The sequence below is a fragment of the Streptomyces globisporus C-1027 genome (assembly GCF_000261345.2).
In the GTDB taxonomy this organism is placed as follows: domain Bacteria; phylum Actinomycetota; class Actinomycetes; order Streptomycetales; family Streptomycetaceae; genus Streptomyces; species Streptomyces pakalii.
Window position 1 is genome coordinate 2,406,250 of sequence record NZ_CP013738.1, and the last position, 25,183, is coordinate 2,431,432.

Annotated in this window: 22 protein-coding genes and 2 pseudogenes; 7 read left to right on the top strand and 17 right to left on the bottom strand. The window is 71.7% G+C overall.

Translation table 11 applies throughout. The annotated features are described in order from the left end of the window. Window positions 1-64: 64 nt before the first annotated feature. A complete protein-coding gene (gene leuA / locus WQO_RS10435) occupies window positions 65-1,849 on the bottom strand; it encodes a 2-isopropylmalate synthase (protein ID WP_010064178.1) in 1,785 nt (594 codons plus the stop codon). Window positions 1,850-2,139: 290 nt separating this feature from the next. On the opposite strand from leuA, the gene WQO_RS10440 reads away from it, so the two are divergent. Further along, entirely contained in the window at window positions 2,140-3,216 is a 1,077-nt protein-coding gene (locus tag WQO_RS10440; protein ID WP_010064177.1) for a M4 family metallopeptidase, read from the top strand. A 131-nt stretch (window positions 3,217-3,347) separates the two neighbouring features. After that, entirely contained in the window at window positions 3,348-3,614 is a 267-nt protein-coding gene (locus WQO_RS10445; protein WP_010064176.1) for a protealysin inhibitor emfourin, read from the top strand. An 81-nt stretch (window positions 3,615-3,695) separates the two neighbouring features. Here the strand turns inward: WQO_RS10445 and era are convergent, their stop codons facing one another. From era to WQO_RS34900, 3 genes and pseudogenes are all read right to left on the bottom strand, one after another. Further along, window positions 3,696-4,670, bottom strand: a complete 975-nt coding sequence (gene era / locus WQO_RS10450; protein WP_373561225.1) for a GTPase Era — start codon at window positions 4,668-4,670, stop codon at window positions 3,696-3,698. Between the two features lie 86 nt (window positions 4,671-4,756). Continuing rightward, window positions 4,757-5,110 (bottom strand): hypothetical protein, encoded by a 354-nt coding sequence (locus tag WQO_RS10455; protein ID WP_010064174.1) that lies wholly within the window; start codon window positions 5,108-5,110, stop codon window positions 4,757-4,759. Window positions 5,111-5,172: 62 nt separating this feature from the next. After that, window positions 5,173-5,346 (bottom strand): annotated as a pseudogene (locus WQO_RS34900) (XRE family transcriptional regulator); the annotation flags it as partial. Here WQO_RS34900 and WQO_RS34905 point away from each other — a divergent pair. Next, window positions 5,347-5,917 (top strand): annotated as a pseudogene (locus WQO_RS34905) (MFS transporter); the annotation flags it as partial. A gap of 66 nt (window positions 5,918-5,983) precedes the next feature. On the opposite strand, the gene WQO_RS10465 reads toward WQO_RS34905, so the two are convergent. The 5 genes from WQO_RS10465 to WQO_RS10485 all read right to left on the bottom strand — a co-directional run bounded on the left by WQO_RS10465 (window position 5,984) and on the right by WQO_RS10485 (window position 10,571). Then, window positions 5,984-6,337 carry an MmcQ/YjbR family DNA-binding protein gene (locus WQO_RS10465; protein WP_010064170.1) on the bottom strand — a complete coding sequence of 118 codons (354 nt, stop codon included), beginning with the start codon at window positions 6,335-6,337 and terminating at the stop codon, window positions 5,984-5,986. Continuing rightward, a complete protein-coding gene (locus tag WQO_RS10470) occupies window positions 6,334-7,632 on the bottom strand; it encodes a hemolysin family protein (RefSeq protein WP_029182695.1) in 1,299 nt (432 codons plus the stop codon). The genes WQO_RS10465 and WQO_RS10470 overlap by 4 nt, the downstream gene beginning before the upstream one ends. Continuing rightward, entirely contained in the window at window positions 7,629-8,126 is a 498-nt protein-coding gene (gene ybeY / locus WQO_RS10475; protein ID WP_003969265.1) for an rRNA maturation RNase YbeY, read from the bottom strand. The genes WQO_RS10470 and ybeY overlap by 4 nt, the downstream gene beginning before the upstream one ends. A gap of 12 nt (window positions 8,127-8,138) precedes the next feature. Continuing rightward, window positions 8,139-9,203, bottom strand: coding sequence for a PhoH family protein (locus WQO_RS10480; RefSeq protein WP_029182694.1), 1,065 nt, complete (start codon window positions 9,201-9,203; stop codon window positions 8,139-8,141). Between the two features lie 165 nt (window positions 9,204-9,368). Continuing rightward, on the bottom strand, window positions 9,369-10,571 hold the full coding sequence (locus WQO_RS10485; RefSeq protein ID WP_010064167.1) for a carbohydrate kinase family protein: 1,203 nt from the start codon (window positions 10,569-10,571) through the stop codon (window positions 9,369-9,371). Window positions 10,572-11,082: 511 nt separating this feature from the next. Between WQO_RS10485 and WQO_RS10490 the strand changes: the two genes are divergently transcribed. Further along, complete coding sequence (locus WQO_RS10490; protein ID WP_058953938.1) at window positions 11,083-12,435, top strand: MFS transporter; 1,353 nt, start codon at window positions 11,083-11,085, stop codon at window positions 12,433-12,435. Here the strand turns inward: WQO_RS10490 and WQO_RS10495 are convergent. The 7 genes from WQO_RS10495 to hrcA all read right to left on the bottom strand — a co-directional run bounded on the left by WQO_RS10495 (window position 12,399) and on the right by hrcA (window position 18,939). Then, entirely contained in the window at window positions 12,399-13,391 is a 993-nt protein-coding gene (locus tag WQO_RS10495; protein WP_010064164.1) for an adenosine deaminase, read from the bottom strand. The genes WQO_RS10490 and WQO_RS10495 overlap by 37 nt on opposite strands. A 30-nt stretch (window positions 13,392-13,421) precedes the next feature. Continuing rightward, complete coding sequence (locus WQO_RS10500; RefSeq protein ID WP_010064162.1) at window positions 13,422-14,333, bottom strand: ribonuclease Z; 912 nt, start codon at window positions 14,331-14,333, stop codon at window positions 13,422-13,424. 37 nt (window positions 14,334-14,370) lie between these two features. Beyond that, window positions 14,371-14,730 carry a histidine triad nucleotide-binding protein gene (locus WQO_RS10505; RefSeq protein WP_010064161.1) on the bottom strand — a complete coding sequence of 120 codons (360 nt, stop codon included), beginning with the start codon at window positions 14,728-14,730 and terminating at the stop codon, window positions 14,371-14,373. A 109-nt stretch (window positions 14,731-14,839) separates the two neighbouring features. Continuing rightward, on the bottom strand, window positions 14,840-15,580 hold the full coding sequence (locus tag WQO_RS10510) for a 16S rRNA (uracil(1498)-N(3))-methyltransferase (protein ID WP_058953939.1): 741 nt from the start codon (window positions 15,578-15,580) through the stop codon (window positions 14,840-14,842). After that, the gene (locus tag WQO_RS10515) at window positions 15,577-16,650 is read right to left on the bottom strand and encodes a nitronate monooxygenase (protein WP_010064159.1); all 1,074 of its coding nucleotides are present in this window, start codon (window positions 16,648-16,650) and stop codon (window positions 15,577-15,579) included. Before WQO_RS10515 ends, WQO_RS10510 begins: the two co-directional genes overlap by 4 nt. A gap of 132 nt (window positions 16,651-16,782) precedes the next feature. Then, the gene (gene dnaJ, locus WQO_RS10520; RefSeq protein ID WP_010064158.1) at window positions 16,783-17,922 is read right to left on the bottom strand and encodes a molecular chaperone DnaJ; all 1,140 of its coding nucleotides are present in this window, start codon (window positions 17,920-17,922) and stop codon (window positions 16,783-16,785) included. Further along, window positions 17,923-18,939: a heat-inducible transcriptional repressor HrcA gene (hrcA, locus tag WQO_RS10525; RefSeq protein ID WP_010064157.1), complete on the bottom strand. Its 1,017-nt coding sequence runs from the start codon at window positions 18,937-18,939 to the stop codon at window positions 17,923-17,925. Between the two features lie 164 nt (window positions 18,940-19,103). On the opposite strand from hrcA, the gene WQO_RS10530 reads away from it, so the two are divergent. The 3 genes from WQO_RS10530 (at window position 19,104) to WQO_RS10540 (ending at window position 23,832) form a co-directional block, all read left to right on the top strand. Continuing rightward, the gene (locus tag WQO_RS10530; RefSeq protein ID WP_029182693.1) at window positions 19,104-19,835 is read left to right on the top strand and encodes an MBL fold metallo-hydrolase; all 732 of its coding nucleotides are present in this window, start codon (window positions 19,104-19,106) and stop codon (window positions 19,833-19,835) included. 159 nt (window positions 19,836-19,994) lie between these two features. Next, complete coding sequence (locus WQO_RS10535; RefSeq protein ID WP_010064155.1) at window positions 19,995-20,813, top strand: DUF3097 domain-containing protein; 819 nt, start codon at window positions 19,995-19,997, stop codon at window positions 20,811-20,813. Between the two features lie 142 nt (window positions 20,814-20,955). After that, the gene (locus WQO_RS10540; protein WP_058953940.1) at window positions 20,956-23,832 is read left to right on the top strand and encodes an ABC transporter substrate-binding protein; all 2,877 of its coding nucleotides are present in this window, start codon (window positions 20,956-20,958) and stop codon (window positions 23,830-23,832) included. Window positions 23,833-23,886: 54 nt separating this feature from the next. Here WQO_RS10540 and hemW read toward each other — a convergent pair whose 3' ends face one another. Then, a complete protein-coding gene (gene hemW, locus WQO_RS10545; protein ID WP_029182692.1) occupies window positions 23,887-25,128 on the bottom strand; it encodes a radical SAM family heme chaperone HemW in 1,242 nt (413 codons plus the stop codon). Window positions 25,129-25,183 lie beyond the last annotated feature (55 nt).

Here is a 25,183-nt window from a genome sequence, read left to right on the forward strand (position 1 = left end):
CGGATATGGCCGAACCCCGACCTCCCGGAGCGGGCGGTCGGGGTCCGGAACGAGCCGTTCGGCGTCAGCGGGCCGCGCGGTTGACGGCGGAGACGACCGCCTTCAGCGAGGCGCGGGTGGTGTTGGCGTCGATGCCGATGCCCCACAGGACCTTGCCGTCGATCGCGCACTCGATGTACGAGGCGGCCTGGGCGCTGGCTCCCTCGCTCATCGTGTGCTCGGTGTAGTCCAGCAGCCGGGCGTCGATGCCGATGGCCTGCAGCGCTTCGAAGAACGCCGAGATCGGGCCGTTGCCGGAACCGGTCAGGACGGTGTCGACGCCGTCCACGACGGCCTCGACGGTCAGGGTGTCCGTCCCGTCGGTGTCGGAGGTGGTCTGGCCGGAGCGCAGCTGGATACGCCCCCAACGCGCCCCCGCGTTCTCCGCGTTGGGCAGGTACTCGTCCTGGAAGGTGGACCAGATCTGGGTCGGGGTGACCTCGCCGCCCTCGGCGTCGGTCTTGGCCTGAATGATCCGGGAGAACTCGATCTGCATCCGGCGCGGCAGGTCCAGCTTGTGGTCGTTCTTCAGGACGTACGCGATACCGCCCTTGCCGGACTGCGAGTTGACCCGGATGACGGCCTCGTAGGAGCGGCCGACGTCCTTCGGGTCGATCGGCAGGTACGGCACGGCCCACTCGATGTCGTCGACCGTCTTGCCCTGGGCCGCCGCGTCCTTCTCCATCGCGTCGAAGCCCTTCTTGATGGCGTCCTGGTGGGAGCCGGAGAAGGCGGTGTAGACCAGATCGCCCGCGTAGGGGTGGCGCGGGTGGATCTCCATCTGGTTGCAGTACTCGCTGGTGCGGCGGATCTCGTCGATCTGCGAGAAGTCGATCTGGGGGTCGACGCCCTGGGAGAACAGGTTCATGCCCAGGGTGACCAGGTCGACGTTGCCGGTGCGCTCGCCCTGGCCGAACAGGCAGCCCTCGATCCGGTCGGCGCCGGCCATGATGGCCAGCTCGGCGGCGGCGACGGCGGTGCCCCGGTCGTTGTGCGGGTGGACCGACAGGCAGACGTGCTCGCGGCGGGTCAGGTTGCGGGACATCCACTCGAAGCGGTCCGCGTGGGTGGAGGGCGTGGAACGCTCCACGGTGGCGGGCAGGTTGAGGATGATCTCGCGGCCCTCCTCCGGCTGCCACACGTCGCAGACGGCCTCGCAGACCTCCAGGGCGAAGTCCAGCTCGGTGTCGGTGAAGATCTCCGGGCTGTACTGGTAGCCGAAGATCGTCTCGGGGCCCAGGATCTTCTCGGCGTACTCCATGACCAGCCGGGTGCCGTCCACCGCGATCTGCTTGACCTCTTCGCGCGAACCGCGGAAGACGACGCGGCGGAAGGTCGGGGCGGTGGCGTTGTACAGGTGGACGGTGGCCCGGTGGGCACCGGCCAGGGACTCCACGGTGCGCTCGATCAGCTCCTCGCGGGCCTGCGTCAGGACGGAGATCGTCACGTCCTCGGGGATCGCGCCCTCTTCGATGATGGAGCGTACGAAAGCGAAGTCGGTCTCGCCGGAGGACGGGAAGCCGACCTCGATCTCCTTGTAGCCCATCTTCACCAGCAGGTCGAACATCTCGCGCTTGCGGGCCGGGGACATCGGGTCGATCAGGGCCTGGTTGCCGTCGCGCAGGTCGGTGGACAGCCAGCGGGGCGCCGCGGTGATGCGGTTGTCGGGCCAGGAGCGGTCGGGGATGTCGACGGCCTCGTAGCGGCCGTACTTGTGGACCGGCATCCCGGAGGGCTTCTGCAGCTGCGTCGCGTTGGTGATCGGGGTGGGGCGGCCGACAGAATTACCGGCGGGATTCACGGTGGTCATGGCGTAGGGCTCCTCGGTCCAGCGGGGATCGGCCGACTGTGTCGCTGCAGCACCAGACTCCGCGGGGAGGGGGTCGGCCTACGACTACAGGCCCTCGCCGCGGCAGCTAAGAAGAAGCAGCCCGAAACGCATGATGCGACGAGCGTAACCGAGTGTGGCCCGTGGTGTCGGTCCGTATCAGTATGCGGGACCGGGCATCGATGACGGGTAAACAGTGACTCATCACTCCATTTCGTCAATCATGGTCGCAACCAGTGACAGCGTAGTGACGGAGTGCCACAGTCGTAGGTATGCACCTTCGAACCGACGGCGAGCTCAACCCCGTCTTCTGCACCATCGTTCCGCCCCACGTCCTCGACCACCTCTCCCGGTCCGCCGACGCCCGGCTCGCGGACCCGGCCCGCCGCACCCTGGCGGCCGACGCCCTGCGCCGTGACCGCCGCCGGATCACCGCGCTGGCCGCGACCCCGACCCGGCACACCGCCGGAGCGGTGCCCAGCAAGCCGCAGCGCATCCTGTACGACTGCGAGACGGGCACGACCCTGCCCGGCGTCAAGGTCCGCGAGGAGGGCGACAAGCCCACGTCCGACGCCAGCGTCAACCGCGCGTACGCCGGGCTCGGCGCCACCTTCGAGCTGCTCCTCTCGGCGTACGGGCGCAGCTCGATCGACGGCAAGGGCCTCCCGCTGATCGGCTCCGTGCACTACGGCCAGGAGTACAACAACGCGTTCTTCGACGGCGAGCAGATGGTCTTCGGGGACGGCGACGGCGAGATCTTCCTCGACTTCACCGTGGCGGTCGACGTGATCGCCCACGAACTGGCCCACGGCCTCACCCAGTACACCGCCAACCTGCGCTACGAGGGCCAGTCGGGCGCGCTCAACGAGTCCGTGTCCGACGTGATCGGCTCCCTGGTCAAGCAGTACTCGCTGGGCCAGAGCGCCGAGCAGGCCGACTGGCTGATCGGCGCCGGGCTGCTCGCGCCCCGGGTCAGCGGGGACGCGCTGCGCTCGATGAAGGCCCCGGGCACGGCGTACGACGACGACGTCCTCGGCAAGGACCCGCAGCCGGGCTCCATGGACGACTACATCGAGACGGAGGAGGACAACGGCGGCGTCCACCTCAACTCCGGCATCCCCAACCGCGCGTTCTACCTCCTGGCCACCGCGCTGGGCGGGAATTCCTGGGAGCGCGCCGGGCAGATCTGGTTCGACGTGCTGACCGGCGGCGAGCTGACGGCCACCGCGGACTTCGCGGAGTTCGCCCGGCTGACGGTCGCGGCGGCGGGCGCCCGCTTCGGCGAGGCGGACGAGCGGGAGGCGGTCCTCAAGGCCTGGTCGGAGGTGGGCGTTCCCACCCGGGCGTGACCCGGACCCGAGTGCCACGCCCGGGCGTGACCCGGCCTCCCAGCGCCCCACCCGGGCGTGACCCGGACCACCGAGCGCCGCGCCGACGGGCGGGGTTGAGTGTCCGTCCGGCCCCCGATAGACAGGACCCCATGCGCATTCAGGTCAGCCGGACCGGCGGCTTCGCCGGCATCGCCCGCCGCCATGAGGTCGACACGGAGGGCCGGGCGGACGCCGCGGAGTGGCGGTCCCTCGCCGACGAGGCGCTCGGCGCGGCGCGGGACACCCCGTCGGCCGGGGTGCCGGACGGCTTCCGGTACGCGATCACGGTCGACGGCCGCACCGTGTACTGCGCTGACCCCGATCTGACCGGGGCGCAGCGCACGCTGATCTCACGCGTCCTGAAAGAGGGCGCGTGAGATCAGCACCTAGGTCCTGTCGTCAAACTGCCGTCGCGCGGCAGGCGGCAGTTTGACGACAGGACCTGGGCACGGGAGGGATCAGAACCCCAGCTTCCGCAGCTGCTTCGGGTCGCGCTGCCAGTCCTTGGCGACCTTCACATGCAGGTCCAGGAAGACCGGTGTGCCGAGCAGCGCCTCGATGTGCTTGCGGGACTTGGTGCCGACGTCCTTCAGCCGCTTGCCCTTCGGGCCGATGATGATGCCCTTCTGGCTGGGCCGCTCGATGTAGACGTTGGCGTGGATGTCCAGCAGCGGCTTGTCCGCCGGGCGGTCCTCGCGGGGAAGCATCTCCTCGACGACGACCGCGATGGAGTGCGGCAGTTCGTCGCGTACGCCTTCCAGCGCGGCCTCGCGGATCAGCTCCGCGACCATGACCATCTCCGGCTCGTCGGTGAGGTCGCCCTCCGGGTAGAGCGGCGGGCTCTCGGGGAGCAGCGGGGCGATGAGGTCGGCCAGCAGGTCGACCTGCTTGTCCCCGACGGCGGAGACCGGCACGATCTCGGCCCACTCGAAGCCCAGCTCCTCCGCGAGCGCGGAGACGGCGAGGAGCTGTTCGGCCAGCGCCTTGGACTCGACCAGGTCGGTCTTGGTGATGATGGCGATCTTGGGGGTCTTCCTGATCCCCGCGAGCTCCTTGACGATGTACTTGTCGCCGGGGCCGAGCTTCTGGTCGGCGGGCAGGCAGAAGCCGATGACGTCGACCTCGGCCCAGGTGGTCCGCACGACGTCGTTGAGCCGCTCGCCCAGCAGCGTGCGCGGCTTGTGGAGGCCGGGGGTGTCGACCAGGATCAGCTGCGCGTCGTCCCGGTGCACGATGCCGCGCACGGTGTGCCGGGTGGTCTGCGGGCGGTTGGAGGTGATCGCCACCTTCTGACCGACGAGAGCGTTCGTGAGGGTGGACTTGCCCGCGTTGGGGCGGCCCACGAAGCAGGCGAAGCCGGCCCGGTGGGGGGAGGTGGTCTCCGCTTGCGGGGCAGCGGATTCTTGGTTCGGTCGAGCGCTCATGGCGACCATTCTCCCCGATCCCGGCGGCGCTCTCGTACAGCGGTACGCCGGGACGCGCCGGAGCCGCCGGGCGCGGCGGCCGCCGGAGCGCTCGCTCAGCCCGCCGTGACGCGTACGCGCAGGGTGCCGTCCGGGCCCGCGAGCAGCACCGGGGTGTCCGGTCCGCCCAGGTCCCGCACCGCGGCCCGGTCGTCGTCGGAGGGGGTCTCGGCGGCGGAGACGACGGCCGCCGCCTCCAGCGAGGTGGCGCCGCTGGCCACGGCCATGGCGACGGCGGTCTGCAGCGCGCTGAGCTTCAGCGACTCCAGCGCCACCGTGCCCGCGACATACGTACGTCCCGTCTCGTCGCGTACGGCCGCGCCCTCGGGCACCCCGTTGCGGGCGCGGGCGCTGCGCGCCAGGGTGACGATCTTGCGGTCCTCGGCGTCGAGGTCGGTGGTGTCGGTCATGGCACGAGCATACGAAGCGGGCGGCGGGCCCGCGCAGGTCACCCCGGCACGGGGCGGGGCACTCACCCCGGCACCGGATACATCGAGCCGCGCCGGCCCTCGGGCGAGGCGAGCCACTGGAGCCGGGCCTCGCAGCCGGTGTCGGGCAGCGGGGTGTGCAGCACGATCACCAGGTCCGGCCGGGCGGGCACCCGCAGCTGGGTGGCCTCCAGGCAGAGCCGGCCGACGAGCGGGTGCGGCGGCGGGTGGCGTTCGGCAACCTGGGCGGTCTGGTGACCTTCTCGGTGATGAGCACGGTCGTCTTCGTCCTGACCCTGTACCTCCAGGAGGTCCTGCACCTCTCGCCGTTCGCCACCGGGCTGGTCTTCGGGGTCCAGGGGCTGCTGTCGGTGGTGGCGGGGATGTTCGCGGCGAGGGTGATCGGCCGGGTCGGCGCCCGCCGGACGCTGGCCCTGTCCCTCATCGGCCAGGGGCTGTTCATCGGCGTGCTGCTGGGCCTGGGCGCGGATTCGGGGGTGTGGCTGGCGACAGTGGCGGTGTCGCTGGCGAGCATGTTCCATCTGGGCGCGATCATCGCGTACGGGCTGACCGTGACGTCGGGCGTCCCGAACGACGAGCAGGGCCTGGCGACCGGCCTGGTCACCACGACCCAGCAGGTGGGTCTGACGGTCGGTATCCCGCTGCTGGGAGTGCTGGCGACCACGCAGGACTCGCTGTTCGACGGCGTACGGACGGTGGTGGCGGGTCGCCGCGGCGATCCTGCTGGCGGCGGGCGCGGTGGTGGCGGCCGGGATGCGCCGGAGCTGACCTCCCTGGCGGTACGAGAACGGGCCCGCTCCCCACGGGGGAGGAGCGGGCCCGTCCTCGTCCTGTTCAGGGCCTGTCCAGGCGGAGCCTCTCCGCTTTCGGGAGTCCGGCGACCACCAGGTCGTAGGAGTCCTCGATCATCTCGCGCAGCAGCCGGTCGGGGACGCCGGAGACGGTGACGGTGTTCCAGTGCCGCTTGCTCATGTGCCAGCCGGGCACGATCGCGGTGTGCGTCTCGCGCAGCCGGATCGCCTCGTCGGGGTCGCACTTGAGGTTGACGGTGAGCGGGCGGGCGTCCAGGGCGGTGAGGGCGAACATCTTGCCGAGCACCTTGAAGACCGAGGTCTCCGGGCCGAACGGGAACTCCTCCATGCTCGCGTTGAACTCCAGGCAGAAGGCCCGCAGCCGCTCCGGCGTCATTCCGCTTCCTTCTCCTCGGGTTCCTGGGGCTCGGGCTCCACGAGCACCGTGACGATCTTGTTCCGGCGGCCCGCCGGGGACTCCGCGGTGAGCCGGAGCCGGCGCTGGTCCGGCAGCTCGACGACGGCGGAGGCACCGGCGATCGGGACCCGGCCGAGCGCCTTGGCGAGCAGGCCGCCGACGGTCTCCACGTCCTCGTCGTCGTACTCGTCGAGCCCGAAGAGGTCGCCGAGGTCCCCGATGTCGAGGCGGGCGGTGACCCGGTAGGAGCCGTTCTCCAGCTCCTGGACGGGCGGCAGCTCCCGGTCGTACTCGTCGGTGATCTCGCCGACGATCTCCTCCAGGATGTCCTCGATGGTGACGATGCCCGCGGTGCCGCCGTACTCGTCGATGACGACCGCGACATGGCTGCGGTCCTGCTGCATCTCGCGCAGCAGGTCCCCGGCGTTCTTGGTGTCGGGGACGAAGGCGGCGGGGCGCATCGCGGTGGAGACGGGGTCGGCCTCGGACTCGCGGTTGATGTGCGTCTTGCGGACGAGGTCCTTCAGATAGACGATCCCGACGACGTCGTCCTCGTTCTCGCCGGTGACCGGTATCCGGGAGAAGCCGGAGCGCAGGGCGAGGGTGAGGGCCTGGCGGATCGTCTTGTAGCGCTCGATGGCGACGAGGTCGGTGCGCGGCACCATGACCTCGCGGACCAGGGTGTCGCCCAGCTCGAAGACCGAGTGCACCATGCGGCGCTCGTCGTCCTCGATCAGCGACTCCGCCTCGGCGAGGTCGACCATCGCGCGCAGCTCGGCCTCGCTGGCGAACGGGCCCTTGCGGAACCCCTTGCCCGGGGTCAGGGCGTTGCCGACGAGGATCAGCAGCTGCGGGATCGGGCCCATGATCCTGGCCAGCGGCAGCAGGACGTACGCCGAGGCCGTGGCCGTGTTCAGCGGGTGCTGGCGGCCGATCGTGCGCGGGGAGACGCCGATGGCGACGTAGGAGACGAGGACCATCACGCCCATGGCGACGGCCAGCGCCTCCCAGGTCTCGGGGAACTCCTGGAGGCAGACGTAGGTGACGAGGACCCCGGCCGACATCTCGCAGGCGACCCGCACCAGCAGGGCGACGTTGAGATAGCGGGTCGGGTCGGCCGCGATCTGCGCGAGCTTCGCGCTGCCGCGCCGGCCGGACCGGACCGCCTCGTCCGCCCGGAAGCTGGAGGTGCGGGCGATACCGGCCTCGGCACAGGCGGCCAGCCAGCCGACCATGACCAGCAGGACGGCGCCGACGATCAACGGGGCGCTCACGAGACGGTGGGGGCGGGGGACGCGCCGGTGAGCCCGTGCTCGCCGCGCCAGCCGTCCACGATGGCGGCCTGGAGACCGAACATCTCGGCCTTCTCGTCCGGCTCCTCGTGGTCGTACCCCAGCAGGTGCAGCACCCCGTGGACGGTCAGGAGCTGGAGCTCCTCGTCCATGGAGTGCTGCGTCGGGGCCTCTTCGCCCTGCTTCTTCGCGACCTCCGGGCAGAGCACGATGTCACCGAGGAGCCCCTGCGGGGGCTCCTCGTCGTCCTTGGCCGGCGGACGCAGCTCGTCCATCGGGAAGGACATGACATCGGTCGGACCGGGGAGGTCCATCCACTGGATGTGCAGCTGCTCCATGGCGTCGGTGTCCACCACGATCACCGAGAGCTCGGACAGCGGGTGGATCCGCATCCGGGCCAGTGCGTAGCGGGCGATGTCGAGGATCGCCTGCTCGTCGACCTCGGTTCCGGACTCGTTGTTGACGTCGATCGACATGGTGCGCTGCGGCTACTTCCCTTTTCGGCGGTCGCTTCGGCCGTCCTGGCGGCCTTCCGCCCGACCGTCCTGCTGACCGTTTCGGCTGTCGTACTTCTCGTACGCGTCGACGATACGGCCGACGAGCTTGTGCCGGACGACATCCTGGGAGGTGAGGCGGGAGAAGTGCACGTCCTCCACACCCTCCAGGATCTCCTGGACCTGCCGCAGCCCGCTCTTGGTGCCGCTCGGCAGGTCGACCTGGGTGATGTCACCGGTGATGACGATCTTGGAGTCGAAGCCGAGGCGGGTGAGGAACATCTTCATCTGCTCGGCGCTGGTGTTCTGCGCCTCGTCGAGAATGATGAAGGCGTCATTCAAGGTCCTGCCGCGCATGTACGCCAGGGGCGCGACCTCGATCGTGCCCGCCGCCATCAGCCGCGGGATCGAGTCGGGGTCGAGCATGTCGTGCAGCGCGTCGTAGAGCGGGCGCAGATACGGGTCGATCTTGTCGAACAGGGTGCCCGGCAGGAAGCCGAGCCGCTCCCCCGCCTCGACCGCGGGCCGGGTCAGGATGATCCGGCTGACCTGCTTGGACTGCAGGGCCTGGACCGCCTTGGCCATGGCCAGGTAGGTCTTGCCCGTACCGGCGGGACCGATGCCGAACACGATCGTGTGCTCGTCGATCGCGTCCACGTACCGCTTCTGGTTGAGCGTCTTGGGGCGGATGGTGCGGCCGCGGTTGGAGAGGATGTTCTGCGTGAGCACCTCGGCAGGCGTCTCGCCCTGGGGGTCTCCCTGTCCGTTGCCGGCCGCCCTGAGCATGGCGATCGACCGTTCCACTGCGTCCTCCGTCATCGGCGCTCCGGTGCGGAGCACGAGCATCATCTCGTCGAACAGGCGTTGGATGAGAGCGACGTCCGCGACCTCGCCCGTGGCACTGATCTCGTTGCCCCGGACATGGATGTCGGCCGCCGGGAAAGCCTCTTCGATCACGCGCAACAGCGAGTCGCCCGATCCGAGGAGCATCACCATGGGATGTGCGGCCGGGATCCTGATCTGGGCACGCGCCTGCGGCTGTGTGGGTGACTGAGTCATGGGCCGGCCCTATGGCCTGCGCATACCTCCCGTTGCAGGGTTCTCGCTGCTCGACAACCTCTGGATTACCAAGCCTACGACCTGGCAGTGACAACACCGAGGGGTTTTACCGTCCGTGTGTACGACGCGGCCCGGCGCCCGCGTGTGCGACCGGCCGCCGCCCGCTCACTGGCGGAAGCCGATCGTGGGCACGGCGCGCCGCAGCGGCCAGGCTCGGGCCGTGGCCGGCAGCAGGTCGTCCAGGAAGGCGTAGCGCTCCAGGGCGGCCGGGTCCTGGCGGTCGCAGGTGCGGATCAGCTGCCACCAGGCGGCGATCTCGGCCCAGCCGGGGGCGGAGAGCGAGCCGCCGAACTCCTGGACCGAGAGCGCGGCGGTGAGCCCGGCGAAGGCGAGCCGGTCGGCGAGCGGCCAGTCGGCGAGGGTGCCGGTCACGAAACCGGCGACGAAGACGTCCCCCGCCCCGGTCGGGTCGAGCGCCTCCACCTCGATGGCGGGCACCGCCGCGGCGGTGCCGGTGCGGCCGTCGACGGCGTACGCACCCTCCGCGCCGAGGGTGACCACGGCGAGCGGGACGCGTTCGGCGAGCGCGTGCGCGGCGGCGCGGGGGCAGTCGGTACGGGTGTAGCGCATCGCCTCCTCCGCGTTGGGCAGGAACGCCTCGCAGTGCGCCAGGTCGGGCAGGGCGTCCAGGTCCCAGCGGCCGGTCTCGTCCCACCCGACGTCGCCGAAGACCAGCGCACCGTCCCGGGCGGCGGTGGCCACCCAGGGCTCGCTCCGGCCCGGGGCGAGCGAGGCGATGGCGGCGCGGGCGCGCGGCGGGCACTGCGGGAAGACCGGGGCGGCGGCTGCGGTGGAGGTTCCGGTCCCGGTGGCCCCTGCCCTTCCGGTCCCGGTGGCCCCTGCCCGGCTTCCGGTTCCGGTGGCCCCTGCCCGGCTTCCGGTCCCGGCGTCGGGAGCCGGGGCGGGGGCCTCGTGGCCGTGCGAGACCATCGTGCGCTCGCCTTCGTACGCCATGGAGACGGTGACCGGGGAGTGCCAGCCGGGGACGGTGTGCGACATCGACAGGTCGATGCCCTCGCCCTGTTCCAGGGCGTCCCAGCAGTACTCGCCGTAGTGGTCGTCCCCGAAGGCGGCGGCGAGGGAGGTGTGCAGCCCGAGGCGGGCGAGGGCGGTGGCCATGTTGGCGACGCCGCCGGGGCTGGAGCCCATCCCCCGGGCCCAGGACTCGGTGCCGCGCACGGGGGCGCTGTCGAGGCCCGTGAAGATGATGTCGAGGAAGACCGGGCCCGTCAGGAAGACGTCGCAGGCGGGGTCGCGCGGGGCGCGCAGCGCCTCCAGCGGGTCGATGCCCGGAGTGTCTGTGCTCACCGTGCGCTCCCGGGGTCGTGCGGCGGATCGCGGCGGGATCCGGACCGTGTGAGGTGCGGTCAGTCTGCCCGATCCGCGGAGGGGAACGCAGTGTCCGCGCCCATGTGTTCGCAGCACGCCTGACCTGCATAAACATGCGCTAATACCCGGTGTTCGACTGCATAAACGCATAAGTGACTCAGATCACATCAGGGCGGCTTTCGGGGAGCCGGAAGCGCTTGATACAAATTGCCCCGCGAGCACCTTCGGGGACGTTGTCCGACGAGAGCCGCAATCCCCTGGCACAGCGCCATACCTCCCGCAGCACCCCCATGCCTTCCCGCAGTACCCCTTGCCTTGCCTCCCCCTGCCTTCGCGCAGGACCCCGCCCTACCTCCCGCTGCCTTCCCGCAGCGCCCCGTCCTACCTCCCCTTGCCCTCCCGCAGTACCGCGCCCTACCTCCCCCTTGCCTTTTCGCCGTACCCCCCTCCCCTCCCCCCCGCCTGCTCAGGCATGTCTTCAGGAACGCCCATGTCCTCGCGCCCTGGTGCCGCGTGGCCCCTGGTGGCCGTGTTCACCGCCGGTTACCTCGCCTCCTATCTCCTCCCCACCGTCGTCGGCCGGCTCAGCGCCCATCTCGGGCTGAGTCCCGCCCAGGCCGGTCTGGTCGGCAGCGCCCTGCTCCTCAGCTCGGCCGGCGCCGGCTTCGCCCTGGCGGGCCGGGTCGAGCGGTTCGGGGCCCGCACCCCCGCCCGCGCCGGACTGATACTTGCCGCCGTCGGCTACGGCTGTGCCGCGCTCGCCGGATCCGTACCGCTGGTGGTGTTCGGTGTGATGGTCGGCGGCTTCGGCTCGGGCACGGCGACGGCGGTCGCGGCATCCGGGATCGCCGCCCGGCGCGACCCGCACCGGACCTCCTCGCTCGGACTGCTCACCGTCTCCGCCACGGCGGGTGTCCTCTACCTGACGATCCCTCATCTCGGCGGCGGCCACCGGCTTCCCTTCGCCGCGATCGCCCTGGTCGCCCTGCTCGTCTGGCCCGCGACCGCCCGGCTCGACGGTGCGCGGACGGCGGAGGAGACCAGCTCGCCGATCACCGGCCGGCTGCCGCACCGCCGCTCCGGGCTCGTCCTGGCGGGCGGCATGCTCGTCTGGTCCATGGCCCAGAACGCGCTGTGGGGCGTGAGCAGCCGCATCGGCCTCGACCAGGCGGGGCTGTCCGAGGTCACCGTCGGCGCGGTGTTCGCCGCCGCGCTCGGTGCGGGGCTGCTCGGGGTGACCGGTGCCGGGCTGCTCGGCGCACGGCTCGGCCGGGCGGTGCCGATCGGGCTCGGGACCGTGGTCATCGCCGCGAGCATCGTGCTCAGCTCGTCGGCCCGGGACCTCGGCTCGTTCGCGACCGGCGAGATCATGTGGAACACCGTCTACCCGGTGGTCCTCTCCTACCTGATCGGTCTCGCCGCCTCCCTCGACATACGCGGCCGCTGGGCGGTGCTGGCGGGCTCGGCCTCTTCGATAGGGGTGGCCTGCGGCCCGCTGCTGGGGAGCGTGCTCTCCGAGGAGGCCGGCTATCCGGCGATGGGGCTGATCCTCGGGGCGGCCACCCTGCTGGTCGCCGCCCCGGTGACCGCCGTGGCGCTGCACACCGGCGGCCGTCCGCTGGTGCCCGGTTCGGTACGCCGTCGCGGTGGCGCCCCGGCCGCGCTGCTCGCCGCCACCACCGGCGGCCTGTCCGGCGCGGTGCCGAAGCTCGGCTCGCCGGAGCAGGCCGTCACGGAACTGCGCGTACGGCGCAGGCGGCTGGTGCGCAGCGCGATCCGGACGGCCGGTCCGGACGGCGGTTCCGGTCAGTCGAACGCGTACGCCTCGACCTCGGCCAGGTAGCGCGCCCGGCGCTCCTCGTCGTGGTCGAGGAAGGCCGCCTCGAAGGAGTTGCGGGCCAGGGTGCGCAGCTGCTCCGGGTCCAGGGCGAGCGCGTCGCGGACGGCGTCGAAGTTGTCTCCGGCGTACCCGCCGAAGTAGGCGGGGTCGTCGGAGTTGACGGTGCAGTGCAGTCCGGCGGCCAGCATCGCGGGCAGCGGGTGGTCGGTCAGCGTGTCGACCGTCCGCAGCCGTACGTTGGAGAGCGGGCAGAGCGTGAGCGGCACCCGGTCGGCGACCAGCCGTGCCACCAGTTCCGGGTCCTCCATGCAGCGCAGCCCGTGGTCGACGCGCTCGACGCCGAGGATGTCGAGGGCCTCCCGGATGTACTCCGGCGGGCCCTCCTCCCCCGCGTGGGCCACCTTGCGCAGGCCGAGCGCGGTGGCCGCCTCGTACACCTCGCGGAACTTGGCGGGCGGGTGGCCGACCTCGGCGGAGTCCAGGCCGATGGCGCTGATCCGGTGGAGATAGGGCTTGGCCGCGTCGAGGGTGCCGAGGGCCGATTCGGCGGACAGGTCGCGCAGGAAGCACAGGATGAGCTGGGTGGAGACGCCGTGGGTCTCCTCGCTGCGCTCCAGCGCGCGGCCGAGCCCTTCGATGACCGTGCCGATGGGGACGCCCCGGGCTGTGTGGGCCTGCGGGTCGAAGAAGATCTCGGCGTGCCGGACGCCCTGGGCGGCGGCCCGGGCGAGGTAGGCGTCGGCGAGTTCGGCGAAGTCGTCCTCGGTGCGCAGGACGGCCATCAGCGCGTAGTAGAGGTCCAGGAAGGACTGGAGGTCGTCGAACTGGTAGGCGGCGCGCAGTTCTTCGGTGGTGGCGTAGGGCAGGGTCACCCCGTTGCGTTCCGCGAGGGCGAAGGCCAGCTCGGGTTCGAGGGTGCCTTCGATGTGGAGGTGGAGTTCGGCCTTGGGGAGGTGCACGGTGTCTCGCAAACGGTGGTGCTGGTGGGGTCAGTGGTGCCGGGTGGGGACCGGGACGCGGATGAGGTCCTGGGCGACGGTGAGTTCGCCGTCGAACCCGGCGGCGCGGGCCTGGGTCTCGAAGAGCTCCGGGTCGCTGTAGCGCTGGGAGAAGTGGGTCAGCACGAGGTGACGGACGCCGGCCTCCTTCGCGACCCGGGCGGCCTGTCCGGCGGTCAGGTGGCCGTGGTCGACGGCGAGTTTCTCGTCCTCGTCGAGGAAGGTCGACTCGATGACGAGCATGTCGCAGCCCTCGGCGAGCGCGTACACCCCGTCGCAGAGCCGGGTGTCCATGACGAACGCGAACCGCTGCCCGCGCCGGTGCTCGGAGACCTGCTCCAGGGTGACGCCGCCGAAGGAGCCCTCGCGCTGGAGGCGGCCCACGTCCGGTCCTGCGATGCCGTGCTCCGTGAGCAGGGCGGGCAGCATACGGCGGGTGTCGGGCTCGGTGAGGCGGTAGCCGTACGACTCGACGGGGTGCGAGAGCCGATGGCTGTCCAGGGTGTACGCGGGGGTGGTGGCGAGGATTCCGCCGTCCCCGGCGACCGGCTCCTGGGCAAGCGCGACGGTCTCGCGGTAGGCGGTGGCGTACCGCAGCCGGTCGAAGAAGTGCTGCCCGCTCGCCGGGTAGTGGGCGGTGACCGGGTGCGGCACCTGGTCCAGGTTGATCCGCTGGATCACCCCGGCGAGCCCGAGGGAGTGGTCGCCGTGGAAGTGGGTGACGCAGATCCGGTGGATGTCGTGCGCGGCGACCCCGGCCCTCAGCATCTGGCGCTGGGTGCCCTCACCGGGGTCGAAGAGGATGCCCTCGCCGTCCCAGCGCAGCAGATAGCCGTTGTGGTTGCGGTGCCGGGTGGGGACCTGGCTGGCGGTGCCGAGCACCACCAGCTCGCGTACGGACATGGGGAAACGCTCCTGCGCTGCTGCTGTACGGGAAGGGTTATCCGGGGGGCCACTGGAGGCCGCGGCCGCCCAGGACGTGGGCATGCGCGTGGAAGACGGTCTGGCCGGCTCCGGACCCGGTGTTGAAGATGACCCGGTAGCCGGTGGAGTCGATCTTCTCGTCGGCGGCGACCGCTCCGGCCTCGGTCAGCACGTCGGCGGCGATCTTCGGCTCGGCGGCGGCGAGGGAGGCGGCGTCCGGGTAGTGGACCTTGGGGATGACCAGGACGTGGGTCGGGGCCTGCGGGTTGATGTCGCGGAAGGCGACGGTGGTCTCGCTCTCGCGGACGATGGTCGCCGGGATGTCCCCCGAGACGATCTTGCAGAACAGGCAGTCGGACTGCGGCTCTCCCGCCATGGCGCCGGGCCTCCTCATTCGCTGATGATCAGTACGGCTCATGCTAGAGCCTCTTGCCGGGCCGCCGGGCACGGTTCATGCCTGCGGCACGGTGCGTCCCGGCAGCGGTTCATCCCCAGCGGCCGGTGCGTCCCAGCAGCAGCGCGGTCGCCGCCGTCCCCGCCGTGACGTACGCAGCACGCTGCGGCCGAGCCGGTAGGGCGCCCGCCTCGGCGAAGGCGGCGAGCTCCTGCGGGGAGACGCCTCCCTCGGGGCCGACGACGAGCACGATCGTGCCCTCGGCCGGGAGTTCGGCGGTGGCGAGCGGAGTGCTGTCGTGGTCGCGGTCCTCGTGGAGGACCCCGGCGAAGTCGGCTCCGGCGAGCAGGGCCGCGACCTGCTTGGTCGTCATGGCCTCGGCCACCTCGGGGAAGCGCACCCGGCGGGACTGCTTGCCCGCCTCGCGTGCCGTGCTGCGCCACTTCGTCAGGGCCTTCGCGCCCCGGTCGCCCTTCCACTGGGTGATGCAGCGGGCCGCCTGCCAGGGCACGATCGCGTCGACGCCGGTCTCGGTCATCGTCTCGACGGCCAGCTCGCCCCGGTCCCCCTTGGGGAGCGCCTGGACGACGGTGATCCGGGGCGTGGGCTCCGGCTCCTCCTGGACGCCCGCGGGGAGCGTGACGGTGAGGCGGTCCTTGCCCTCGGCGGAGCGGACCTCGCCCTCCGCCCAGTGGCCGAGTCCGTCGGTCAGGACGACGTCCTCGCCCGGCTGGAGCCGCTTGACGGAGACGGCGTGCCGCCCCTCGGGCCCTTCCAGGACGAACTCCGTTCCGGTGGGCATCCGTTCGACGACGAAGACCGGTGCGGTCACCGGGGGCTCCTCATGCTCAGGGCCGCCCGGGCGGCCTCCAGTTCGGCGGCGAGCAGTTCGATGAGCTCGCCCGCGGGCAGTTCGCGGGCCATCCGGTGGCCCTGTCCGGCCCACAGGGCCATGCCCTGGGCGTCCCCGGCCTTGGCGGCGGCCTGGCGCAGTCCGCTGGTGACGTAGTGGACCTGGGGGTAGGCGGCGGGGGCGTACGGGCCGTGTTCGCGGACGAAGCGGTTGACCAGGCCGCGGGCGGGCCGCCCGGAGAAGGCGCGGGTCAGCTCGGTGCGGACGAACAGGGGGTTGGTCAGGGCCTGCTTGTGCAGCAGGTGCGCGCCGGACTCGGGGCAGACCAGGAAGGCGGTGCCGAGCTGGGCGGCGTCCGCGCCCGCCGCGAGGACTGCGGCGATCTGGGAGCCGCGCATCAGGCCGCCGGTGGCGACGATCGGGATCTGCACGGTCTCGCGGACCTGGGTGACGAGGGAGAGCAGCCCGGTGCCGGTCTGGTCGACCTGCGGGTCGTCGCGGTGGGTGGACTGGTGGCCGCCCGCCTCGACGCCCTGGACGCAGACGGTGTCGGCGCCCGCCCACTGGGCGCTCTGGGCCTCCTCGGCGGAGGTGACCGTGACGATGGTGTGCGTCCCCGCGCGGGCGAAGGCGTCCAGGGTGTCGCGGGTGGGGCAGCCGAAGGTGAAGGAGACGACCGGGACCGGGTCGTCCAGCAGGATCGCGACCTTCGCCTCGTAGCCGTCGTCGCCGCTGCTGTCCGGGTCGCCGAGCGGGGTCTCGTACCAGGCGGCCTCGCCGGCGAGCTGGTGGCGGTAGACCTCGACGGCGCTGGGGTCGGCGAGTGCGGGCTGCGGCATGAAGAGGTTCACGCCGAACGGGCCGGAGGTGAGCCGGCGGAGCTGTTTGATCTCGTTGTACATCCCGTCCGCCGTCTTGTACCCGGCGGCCAGGAATCCGAGCCCGCCGGCTTCGGCGACGGCGGCGGCGAGCTGGGGACCGGACGCGCCGCCCGCCATGGGGGCCTGCACGATCGGATACCGGCAGAGATCGGTCAACTCGGAGGACATGAGCGCATCGTGCCACGTCCCGTGCACGGGGCCGAATCAGCCAGCCGACGGCCTGACCGGTTCTCCCGCCGAACGCCGCACCGCCCGCCGGTGGAGAACCGGCGGGCGGTGCGGTGAAAGGCCAAAAGCGGTTCAGCGGCCGTTGAACGCGTCCTTCAGACGGGAGAAGAGGCCCTGCTGACCTGGCTGGAATTGACCCAGGGGTCGTTCCTCGCCGCGCAGCTTGGCCAGCTCCCGCAGCAGCCGCTCCTGCTCGGGGTCGAGCTTGGACGGGGTGATCACCTCGACGTGCACGATCAGGTCGCCCCGGCCGCCACCGCGCAGATGCGTGATCCCGCGTCCGTGCAGGGGGACGGACTGGCCGGACTGGGTGCCGGGCCGGATGTCGATCTCCTCCAGGCCGTCCAGCGTCTCCAGCGGGCACTTGGTGCCGAGGGCCGCGGCCGTCATGGGGATCGTGACCGTGCAGTGCAGATCGTCGCCGCGCCGCTGGAAGACGGCGTGCGGCAGCTCGTGGATCTCCACGTACAGGTCGCCGGGCGGGCCGCCGCCGGGGCCGACCTCGCCCTCTCCGGCGAGCTGGATACGGGTGCCGTTGTCGACGCCCGCCGGGATCTTGACCGTGAGCGTGCGCCGCGAGCGGATGCGGCCGTCGCCGGCGCACTCCGGACACGGGGTCGGCACGACGGTGCCGAAGCCCTGGCACTGCGGGCAGGGCCGCGAGGTCATGACCTGGCCCAGGAAGGACCGGGTGACCTGCGAGACCTCACCGCGTCCGCGGCACATGTCACAGGTCTGGGCGGAGGTGCCGGGGGCCGCGCCCTCGCCGCTGCAGGTGTTGCAGACGACAGCCGTGTCGACCTGGATGTCCTTGGTGGTGCCGAAGGCCGCCTCGTTGAGGTCGATCTCCAGCCGGATCATGGCGTCCTGGCCGCGCCGGGTCCGCGAACGGGGCCCGCGCTGCGCGGCGTTGCCGAAGAAGGCGTCCATGATGTCGGAGAAGTTGCCGAAGCCGCCGGCTCCGAAACCGCCCGCACCGCCGCCTCCGCCGTTCGCGGAGAGCGGGTCGCCGCCGAGGTCGTAGACCTGCTTCTTCTGCGGGTCCGAGAGCACCTCGTAAGCGGCGTTGATCTCCTTGAACCGCTCCTGGGTCTTCGGGTCCGGGTTGACATCCGGGTGCAGCTCGCGGGCGAGCCGACGGAATGCCTTCTTGATCTCGTCCTGAGATGCGTCGCGGCGCACGCCGAGTACGGCGTAGTAGTCCGTGGCCACTTACGACTCCGCCAGGATCTGTCCGACGTAACGTGCCACTGCGCGTACCGCTCCCATCGTTCCGGGGTAGTCCATGCGGGTCGGTCCGACCACGCCGAGTTTGGCGACTGCCTCGTCGCCCGAACCGTAGCCGACCGCGACGACGGACGTGGAGTTGAGCCCCTCGTGGGCGTTCTCGTGCCCGATCCGTACGGTCATGCCGGAGTCCGTGGCCTCACCGAGCAGCTTCAGCAGGACGACCTGCTCCTCCAGTGCTTCCAGCACCGGCCGGATCATCACCGGGAAGTCGTGTCCGAAGCGGGTGAGGTTGGAGGTGCCGCCGATCATCAGCCGCTCCTCCGTCTCCTCGACGAGTGTTTCGAGGAGGGTGGAGAGAACCGTGGAAACCGTCCCCCGGTCCTCGCTGTCGAAGGATTCCGGCAGCTCCTGCACCAGGCGCGGGACATCCGCGAAGCGTCGTCCGACGACCCGGCTGTTCAGCCGGGCCCGCAGATCCGCCAGCGATGTCTCACCGAACGGCGCAGGGCAGTCGATCATACGCTGTTCGACCCGGCCGGTGTCCGTGATCAGGACCAGCATCAGCCGGGCGGGGGCGAGCGAGAGCAGTTCCACGTGCCGCACCGTCGAGCGGGTCAGCGAGGGGTACTGCACGACGGCGACCTGCCGGGTCAGCTGCGCGAGCAGCCGCACCGTCCGGCCGACCACGTCGTCGAGGTCGACCGCGCCGTCGAGGAAGTTCTGGATGGCCCGGCGCTCGGGCGAGGACAGCGGCTTGACGCCCGCGAGCTTGTCGACGAAGAGGCGGTACCCCTTGTCGGTGGGGATGCGCCCCGCGCTCGTGTGCGGCTGGGCGATGAAGCCCTCGTCCTCCAGCACCGCCATGTCGTTGCGGACGGTGGCCGGGGAGACGCCCAGCCGGTGCCGCTCGGTCAGCGCCTTGGAGCCGACGGGCTCCTCCGTGCCGACGTAGTCCTGGACGATGGCGCGCAGCACTTCGAGTCTGCGTTCGCTGAGCATCGCGCACACCTCCAGCTGTCCGTCTCCGGTCCCCGACTGGCACTCGGTGCGTACGAGTGCCAGCAATCCCGTCGTCAGTGTACGGGGGTGGGGTGGGGCCTGGGCAAGGGCGACCGGCCGCCCCGCCCCGGGACCGCGCTGGTCGTTGCCGATAGCGTCCTGGTATGGACGTCGCTTGGGAAGACTTCGGGTGGGAGCGGTTGGGCAATGGTGTCGGCCGGAGGCGGCTCCCGGGCTGGGACGCCACCGTCGCGCTGGTCGCCGGCGCGGAGGGGGTGCTGCTGTACGACACCGGCTCGACGCTGCGCGAGGGTGTGGAGCTGCGGCGGCAGGCCGAGGCGCTGCTCGGCCGCAGGGTGACGCATATCGCACTGAGCCACCCCCATTTCGATCATGTGCTGGGCACGGCGGCGTTCGCCGGGGTGCGGGTGTACGGCTCGGCGGGGCTCACCGCCCTGCTGCGGGAGGGGGAGCAGGCGCTGTACGGGGACGCCGTGCGGCAGGGCGTCCCGGAGGACGAGGCGGCCCGGTCGGCGGACACGCTGGTGGTCCCGCGCCAGGAGGTGCACGGCGAGCGGACGCTCGATCTGGGCGGCGGCCGCCGGGTACTGCTGGCCGATCTCGGCCCCGCCCACAGCAGCCACGACCTCGCGGTGCTGGTGCCGGGCTCGGACGGCGAGCCTCCGGTGGTGCTCTGCGGCGATCTGGTCGAGGAGTCGGGCGATCCGCAGGCGGGCCCGGACGCGGCGCCCGGACGCTGGCCGGCCGCGCTGGAGAGGCTGCTGGAGCTGGGCGGCGAGAACGCCCTGTACGTACCGGGGCACGGGGCGGTGGTGGACGCGGCGTTCGTCCGGAAGCAACGGGCGGCGCTGGCGGAGCGGTTCGCGACGGCGTGAGCGTCTTCGCGGCGGCGTCGAGGACGTTCCCGGCGGCGTGAGGATCTCCTCTGCGGCGGCGAGGACTTTCGCGGCGGTGTGACCATCTCCTCGGCGGTGTCGAGGATCTTCCCGGCGGCGTGAGGTTCTTCACGGCGGCGGGCCGATTATCGTCGGGCCATGCGCAGCTACCAGCCGGACCTGACCCCGCCGTGGAAGCGGTCCGCCCCCGTGCCCGAGGTGCCCGCCGAACCCGATCTGGTCGTGGAGGAGGTCGCCACCGGCTTCTGCGGGGCGGTGATCCGCTGCGAGAAGACCGCCCAGGGGCCGACGGTGACCCTGGAGGACCGGTTCGGCAAGCACCGGGTGTTCCCGATGGAGCCGCGCGGCTTCCTGCTGGAAGGCAAGGTGGTCACGCTGGTGCGCCCGGGCCCCGGCGGCCCGGTGCGTCCCACGCGTACGGCCTCCGGTTCGGTGGCGGTGCCCGGCGCGCGGGCCCGGGTGGCGCGGGCCGGGCGGATCTATGTGGAGGGCCGGCACGACGCGGAGCTGGTGGAGCGGGTGTGGGGCGACGACCTGCGCATCGAGGGCGTCGTCGTGGAGTACCTGGAGGGCGTCGACGACCTTCCGGTGATCGTCGGGGAGTTCGGGCCGGGGCCGGACGCGCGGCTCGGGGTGCTGGTGGACCATCTGGTGCCCGGCTCCAAGGAGTCCCGGATCGCGGCTCAGGTGACCGGTGACCATGTGCTGGTGGTGGGGCACCCCTACATCGACGTGTGGGAGGCGGTGAAGCCGTCCTCGGTGGGGATCGACGCCTGGCCGGTGGTGCCGAGGGGCCAGGACTGGAAGACGGGTGTGTGCCGGGCGCTGGGGTGGCCGGAGAACACCGGGGCGGCCTGGCAGCACATTCTGTCGAAGGTCCGCAGCTACAAGGACCTGGAACCCCAACTACTGGGCCGGGTAGAGGAATTGATCGACTTCGTCACCCTTCCGGAGTGATGTCCCCGGGCTGATTCCGGTCCGTCCCGGACGATCACGTACCGATCTCTAGGAATGCCTGCGTCCCACACGCACCATCGGTTATTGAGGGTTACCGAGAGTGCGAACGGGCCGGCGGTTCACGGGGGAAGGGCACGGGACGATGGCGCGCGAGGTCTGGCAGGAAAGTGCCGACAACGAGGCGGCTTCGGCCGTCTTCCACCTGATGCAGCAGCTGATCGACCGCTACCGGGTCAACCGCCCGGTGATGCCGCTCGTGGTCGCCCAGGCGGCGGACGCCGGGGCCGGGCCGGAGATCGACGCCCGGGTGGAGGAGCTGGTGCACCAGGTGCACCGGGCCAACGAGTTACGCCGGGTCCCGGTGCGGCTGCTCGACGGCGCCGGGGCGACTCCGTACGAGGCGGCGCTCGACATGGTGCGCACGCTCTCCGAGAAGCCGTGGGAGACCCGGGACAACACCCAGTACAAGAACTTCTCCTTTCCGCGCTCGCGGCTGCTCGGCGCGATCGAGCAGGCCACCGCGACCGTGGTCGAGCAGTCCGGCGGCAACCCCTCCGAGGTCCGTGAGGAAAGGATCCTGGAGCAGCTGAGCCGGTTGCGCTGGCGGTCCGGCCGGCCGCGCGGGGGAACCCGGTGGGAAGCGCTGCGGCAGTCGGTGCGGCCCGAGACGTTCGTCGGGGCGCTCTTCATCGCGCTGCTCAGCGTGCTGCTCGGGGAGATCGACTGGCTGCTGACGGCCCTGGTGGCGGCCCTCGCGCTGATCGGGCTGGCCGTGGTGGGCCTGGCGAGCCGGGCCGCGCCGCCGCTGCTGTGGCTGCGCCGGGCCAGCCGCTGGTTCGCCACCACCTCCTCGCTGGCCGCGTCCAGCACGGGCTATCCGTCGGACGGCTGGTCGTGGTTCTCGCCGAGCGGTTCGTGGCGGGTGATCCGGGCGCGGGCGGCGGCGGTCGCGGAGCGGGTGGCGGACGCGGGGGCGGGTGACGAGCACGCGCGCCAGTTCCATCTGGAGCTGCGGGTGCAGGCGCTGCTGGAGGATTTGCGGCACAGCTACCGCCCGCACTCCCTGGACTGGCGGCGCAGCAAGCGCACGGTCCCGCCGGTGGTGTTCCTGCCCCGGGCCACGCAGGACAACGGCGGCATCCTGCTGATCAACGCGATCAACAACGTACGGTCGCGGCGCAGTGAGGTCGATCCGCTGCTGCTGCTCGCCTCGCTGCCGGCCTCCGAGATCATGCGGCACACCCCGCCGCTGCCCCCGGAGCGGCCGGGTCCGGGTGCGCCGACCGGTTCGTCCGGGGCCCGGGCCCGCTACGAGCGCTGGGTCGACGATCTGAGCCTGGGCCAGTCGCCGGTGGCCGCGGCGACCCTGGCGTGGGTGCTGCTGCTGCCGCTGTCCACCGAGAAGCTGACCCATGAGCACGCGCACGCCCAGCTCGTCACCCACCGGGTGCGGCGGACCTGGGCGTGGTGGGTGATGTCGCGGGCGACGATCGCCGTGGCCGTCGTGGGCTCGCTGCTGGGGGCGTTCCTGTGGGCCGGGCACTGGCGCGACACGTACTGCCACGGGCCGCTGACCGACCGGAACACGGACGCGATATGGCAGGGGCCGGATGGCGACCGGGAGTGCGTGGGTGTGGCGACCGCGCCCGAGGTGCTCTTCGCGGAGGGCAACGACCTGGAGCTGAACGGGGCGGGCAAGGGCATCACGTTCGAGCGGATCGAGCAGGCGATCCGCGAGGAGAACGACGACATCGAGGCGGGCGACGCGTATGTGACGGTCGTGTACGCCGGTCCGCTCACCGCCACGGGCAAGGACCGGGAGGCGACCCGCAAGGGGCTGGAGGAGCTGACGGGGGTCTATCTCCAGCAGCGGGCGGTGAACAAGACCGTGCGCCGGTCGGTGAAGTTGCGGGTGCTGACCGCCAACGGCGGCGAGGACATGCTGCGGCAGCTCACCGCGGTGAAGAAGATCATCGACGTGGCCCGGCGGGATCCGACGGTGGTCGGGGTGGTCGGTCTCGGCCGGAACACCCAGGAGAGCGAGAAGGCTACGAAGCTGCTGCGGGAGGCCGGGCTGGCGGTGGTGAACACGACGAACTCCAGCAGCGACCTGCCCCGCGAGTACCCGAACTACTTCGGCCTCGCGGCGACGGACGAGGAACAGACGCATGCGCTGGGTCTGGTGGCCCGGCAGATCGCGAAGGGCCTCGACCGCCCGCACGCGATCGTGCTGTCGCGCGAGGACCGCAACGGGGACCTGGACCGGTACACCGCCGAGCAGCGGGACGCGGGCGCCAAGATGCTTGAGGACGCGGGCTTCGAACCGGGGAAGGCGGTGACGTACGACCTGGCGGGCGGGGCGAGCCTGAACACTCCGCTGACGACCATCTGCCAGGCCGAGCGGGTTCCCGACGCGCTGTACTTCGCGGGGCGGGTCGAGGACGTACCGACGCTGATGCGGGGCCTGTCGGAGACCACGGGGTGCTCGGACCGGCGGATGACGGTGTTCACCGGGGACGATCTGACGAAGGGGACGTTCGACGACTCGACGTCCATCGCGGCCAACGTCACGCTCTACCACTCCTCGCTCGCCCCGCTGGACCGGGGGAAGAACCTCGGCTTCTACGGGGACGCGTACCGCACTCTGCGGCGGCTGCACCCCGAGGGCGAGGTGACCGCGCTGGTCTCGGGGCGTCCGGCGTACGAGGACGACCTGTTCGCCAGCGGGCAGACCGTGATCTCCTACAGCGCCACGGCGGCTCTGTACGACGCGGCGGCGCGCGGCGACAAACGGCGGAGCGCGGCGGAGACCTGGGCGACGCTGCACACGGTGGACCTGAACAACATGCCGACGGGGACGATCTCGTTCAGCCGGGCGCGGTCCTCTGTCTCGGACAATGTGCACGGCCTGAACATCGTCAAGGTGGTCCGGCCGGGGCCGAGCGCGGAACGGGCGCTGGTCTGCGGCAAGCCCGCCGGTGTCGCGCCGCCGCTGACGGCCAAGGACTGCAAGCCGTGAGGCCGTCGTCCCGGGTACTCGGTCGACGCACCGTGAGGCCCTCGTCCCGGGGGCTCAGTCGACCAGGTCGCGGACGACGGCGTCGGCGAGGAGCCGCCCGCGCAGGGTGAGGACCGCGCGGCCCTGGTCGTACGGCTCCGCCTCCAGCAGCCCGTCGGTCAGGGCGCGGCGGGAGGCGGCGAGGCCGTCGGGTTTCAGGAGGTCCAGCGGGCAGCCCTCGCGGAGCCGCAGCTCCAGCAGGATGCGCTCGACCCGGCGGTCCTCCCCGGCGAGGATCTCGCGGCCGGCGCCGGGCGAGCGGCCCTCGGCGAGCGCCTGGGCGTACGCGCCGGGGTGCTTCACGTTCCACCAGCGCACGCCGCCGACGTGGCTGTGGGCGCCGGGGCCCGCGCCCCACCAGTCGGCGCCGCGCCAGTACAGCTCGTTGTGCAGGCAGCGGCCGGCTTCGGTGGTGGCCCAGTTGGAGACCTCGTACCAGTGGAAACCGGCGGCGGCGAAGGCCTCGTCCGCGATGAGATAGCGGTCGGCGTGGGCGTCGTCGTCGGTCATCGGGATCTCCCCGCGCCGGATGCGGCGGGCGAGCTGGGTGCCCTCCTCGACGATCAGGGCGTACGCCGACACATGGTCGGGGCCCGCGCCGATCGCGGCGTCCAGGGTGGCCCGCCAGTCGTCGTCGGACTCGCCGGGGGTGCCGTAGATCAGGTCCAGGTTGACGTGGTCGAAGCCCGCCGCGCGCGCCTCGGCGACGCAGGCCTCGGGGCGGCCGGGGGTGTGGGTGCGGTCGAGGATCTTCAGGACGTGCTGCTTGGCGCTCTGCATCCCGAAGGAGACCCGGTTGAAGCCGCCCTCGCGCAGGGCTTCGAGGTAGGCCGGGTCGACGGACTCGGGGTTGGCCTCGGTGGTGATCTCGGCGTCGTCCGCGAGCCCGAACTCGTCCCGGATCGCCCCCAGCATGCGGACGAGGTCGGCAGCGGGGAGGAGCGTGGGCGTGCCGCCGCCGACGAAGACGGTACGGACCGGACGGGGGTCGTCGCCGAGGACCTTGCGGGCCTGGCGGACCTCCTCGATCAGGTGGACGGCGTAGTTGTCGCGGGAGGCCAGCGCTCCGCCGGAGCCGCGCAGCTCGGTGGCGGTGTAGGTGTTGAAGTCGCAGTAGCCGCAGCGGGTGGCGCAGTACGGAACGTGCAGGTAGAAGCCGAGCGGGCGGCCGGCTGCGCCTTCCAGGGCATGGCGGGGCAGCGCCCCGTCGTCGGGCACGGGCTCACCATCGGGCAGTACGGAGGGCATACCGACCATTGTCGCTCGCCGCCGGAGCTTCCCGGACCGGGCGGGCTCGGGCCTGGCCAGGGCC

Excerpts from the sequence above, each read along its gene's own strand:
- leuA (WP_010064178.1), bottom strand. The coding sequence starts at position 1,849 with ATGACCACCGTGAATCCCGCCGGTAATTCTGTCGGCCGCCCCACCCCG.
- WQO_RS10440 (WP_010064177.1), top strand. The coding sequence starts at position 2,140 with ATGCACCTTCGAACCGACGGCGAGCTCAACCCCGTCTTCTGCACCATC.
- WQO_RS10445 (WP_010064176.1), top strand. The coding sequence starts at position 3,348 with ATGCGCATTCAGGTCAGCCGGACCGGCGGCTTCGCCGGCATCGCCCGC.
- era (WP_373561225.1), bottom strand. The coding sequence starts at position 4,670 with ATGGTCGCCATGAGCGCTCGACCGAACCAAGAATCCGCTGCCCCGCAA.
- WQO_RS10455 (WP_010064174.1), bottom strand. The coding sequence starts at position 5,110 with ATGACCGACACCACCGACCTCGACGCCGAGGACCGCAAGATCGTCACC.
- WQO_RS10465 (WP_010064170.1), bottom strand. The coding sequence starts at position 6,337 with ATGACGCCGGAGCGGCTGCGGGCCTTCTGCCTGGAGTTCAACGCGAGC.
- ybeY (WP_003969265.1), bottom strand. The coding sequence starts at position 8,126 with ATGTCGATCGACGTCAACAACGAGTCCGGAACCGAGGTCGACGAGCAG.
- WQO_RS10480 (WP_029182694.1), bottom strand. The coding sequence starts at position 9,203 with ATGACTCAGTCACCCACACAGCCGCAGGCGCGTGCCCAGATCAGGATC.
- WQO_RS10490 (WP_058953938.1), top strand. The coding sequence starts at position 11,083 with ATGTCCTCGCGCCCTGGTGCCGCGTGGCCCCTGGTGGCCGTGTTCACC.
- WQO_RS10500 (WP_010064162.1), bottom strand. The coding sequence starts at position 14,333 with ATGTCCGTACGCGAGCTGGTGGTGCTCGGCACCGCCAGCCAGGTCCCC.
- WQO_RS10505 (WP_010064161.1), bottom strand. The coding sequence starts at position 14,730 with ATGGCGGGAGAGCCGCAGTCCGACTGCCTGTTCTGCAAGATCGTCTCG.
- WQO_RS10515 (WP_010064159.1), bottom strand. The coding sequence starts at position 16,650 with ATGTCCTCCGAGTTGACCGATCTCTGCCGGTATCCGATCGTGCAGGCC.
- hrcA (WP_010064157.1), bottom strand. The coding sequence starts at position 18,939 with ATGCTCAGCGAACGCAGACTCGAAGTGCTGCGCGCCATCGTCCAGGAC.
- WQO_RS10530 (WP_029182693.1), top strand. The coding sequence starts at position 19,104 with ATGGACGTCGCTTGGGAAGACTTCGGGTGGGAGCGGTTGGGCAATGGT.
- WQO_RS10535 (WP_010064155.1), top strand. The coding sequence starts at position 19,995 with ATGCGCAGCTACCAGCCGGACCTGACCCCGCCGTGGAAGCGGTCCGCC.
- WQO_RS10540 (WP_058953940.1), top strand. The coding sequence starts at position 20,956 with ATGGCGCGCGAGGTCTGGCAGGAAAGTGCCGACAACGAGGCGGCTTCG.
- hemW (WP_029182692.1), bottom strand. The coding sequence starts at position 25,128 with ATGGTCGGTATGCCCTCCGTACTGCCCGATGGTGAGCCCGTGCCCGAC.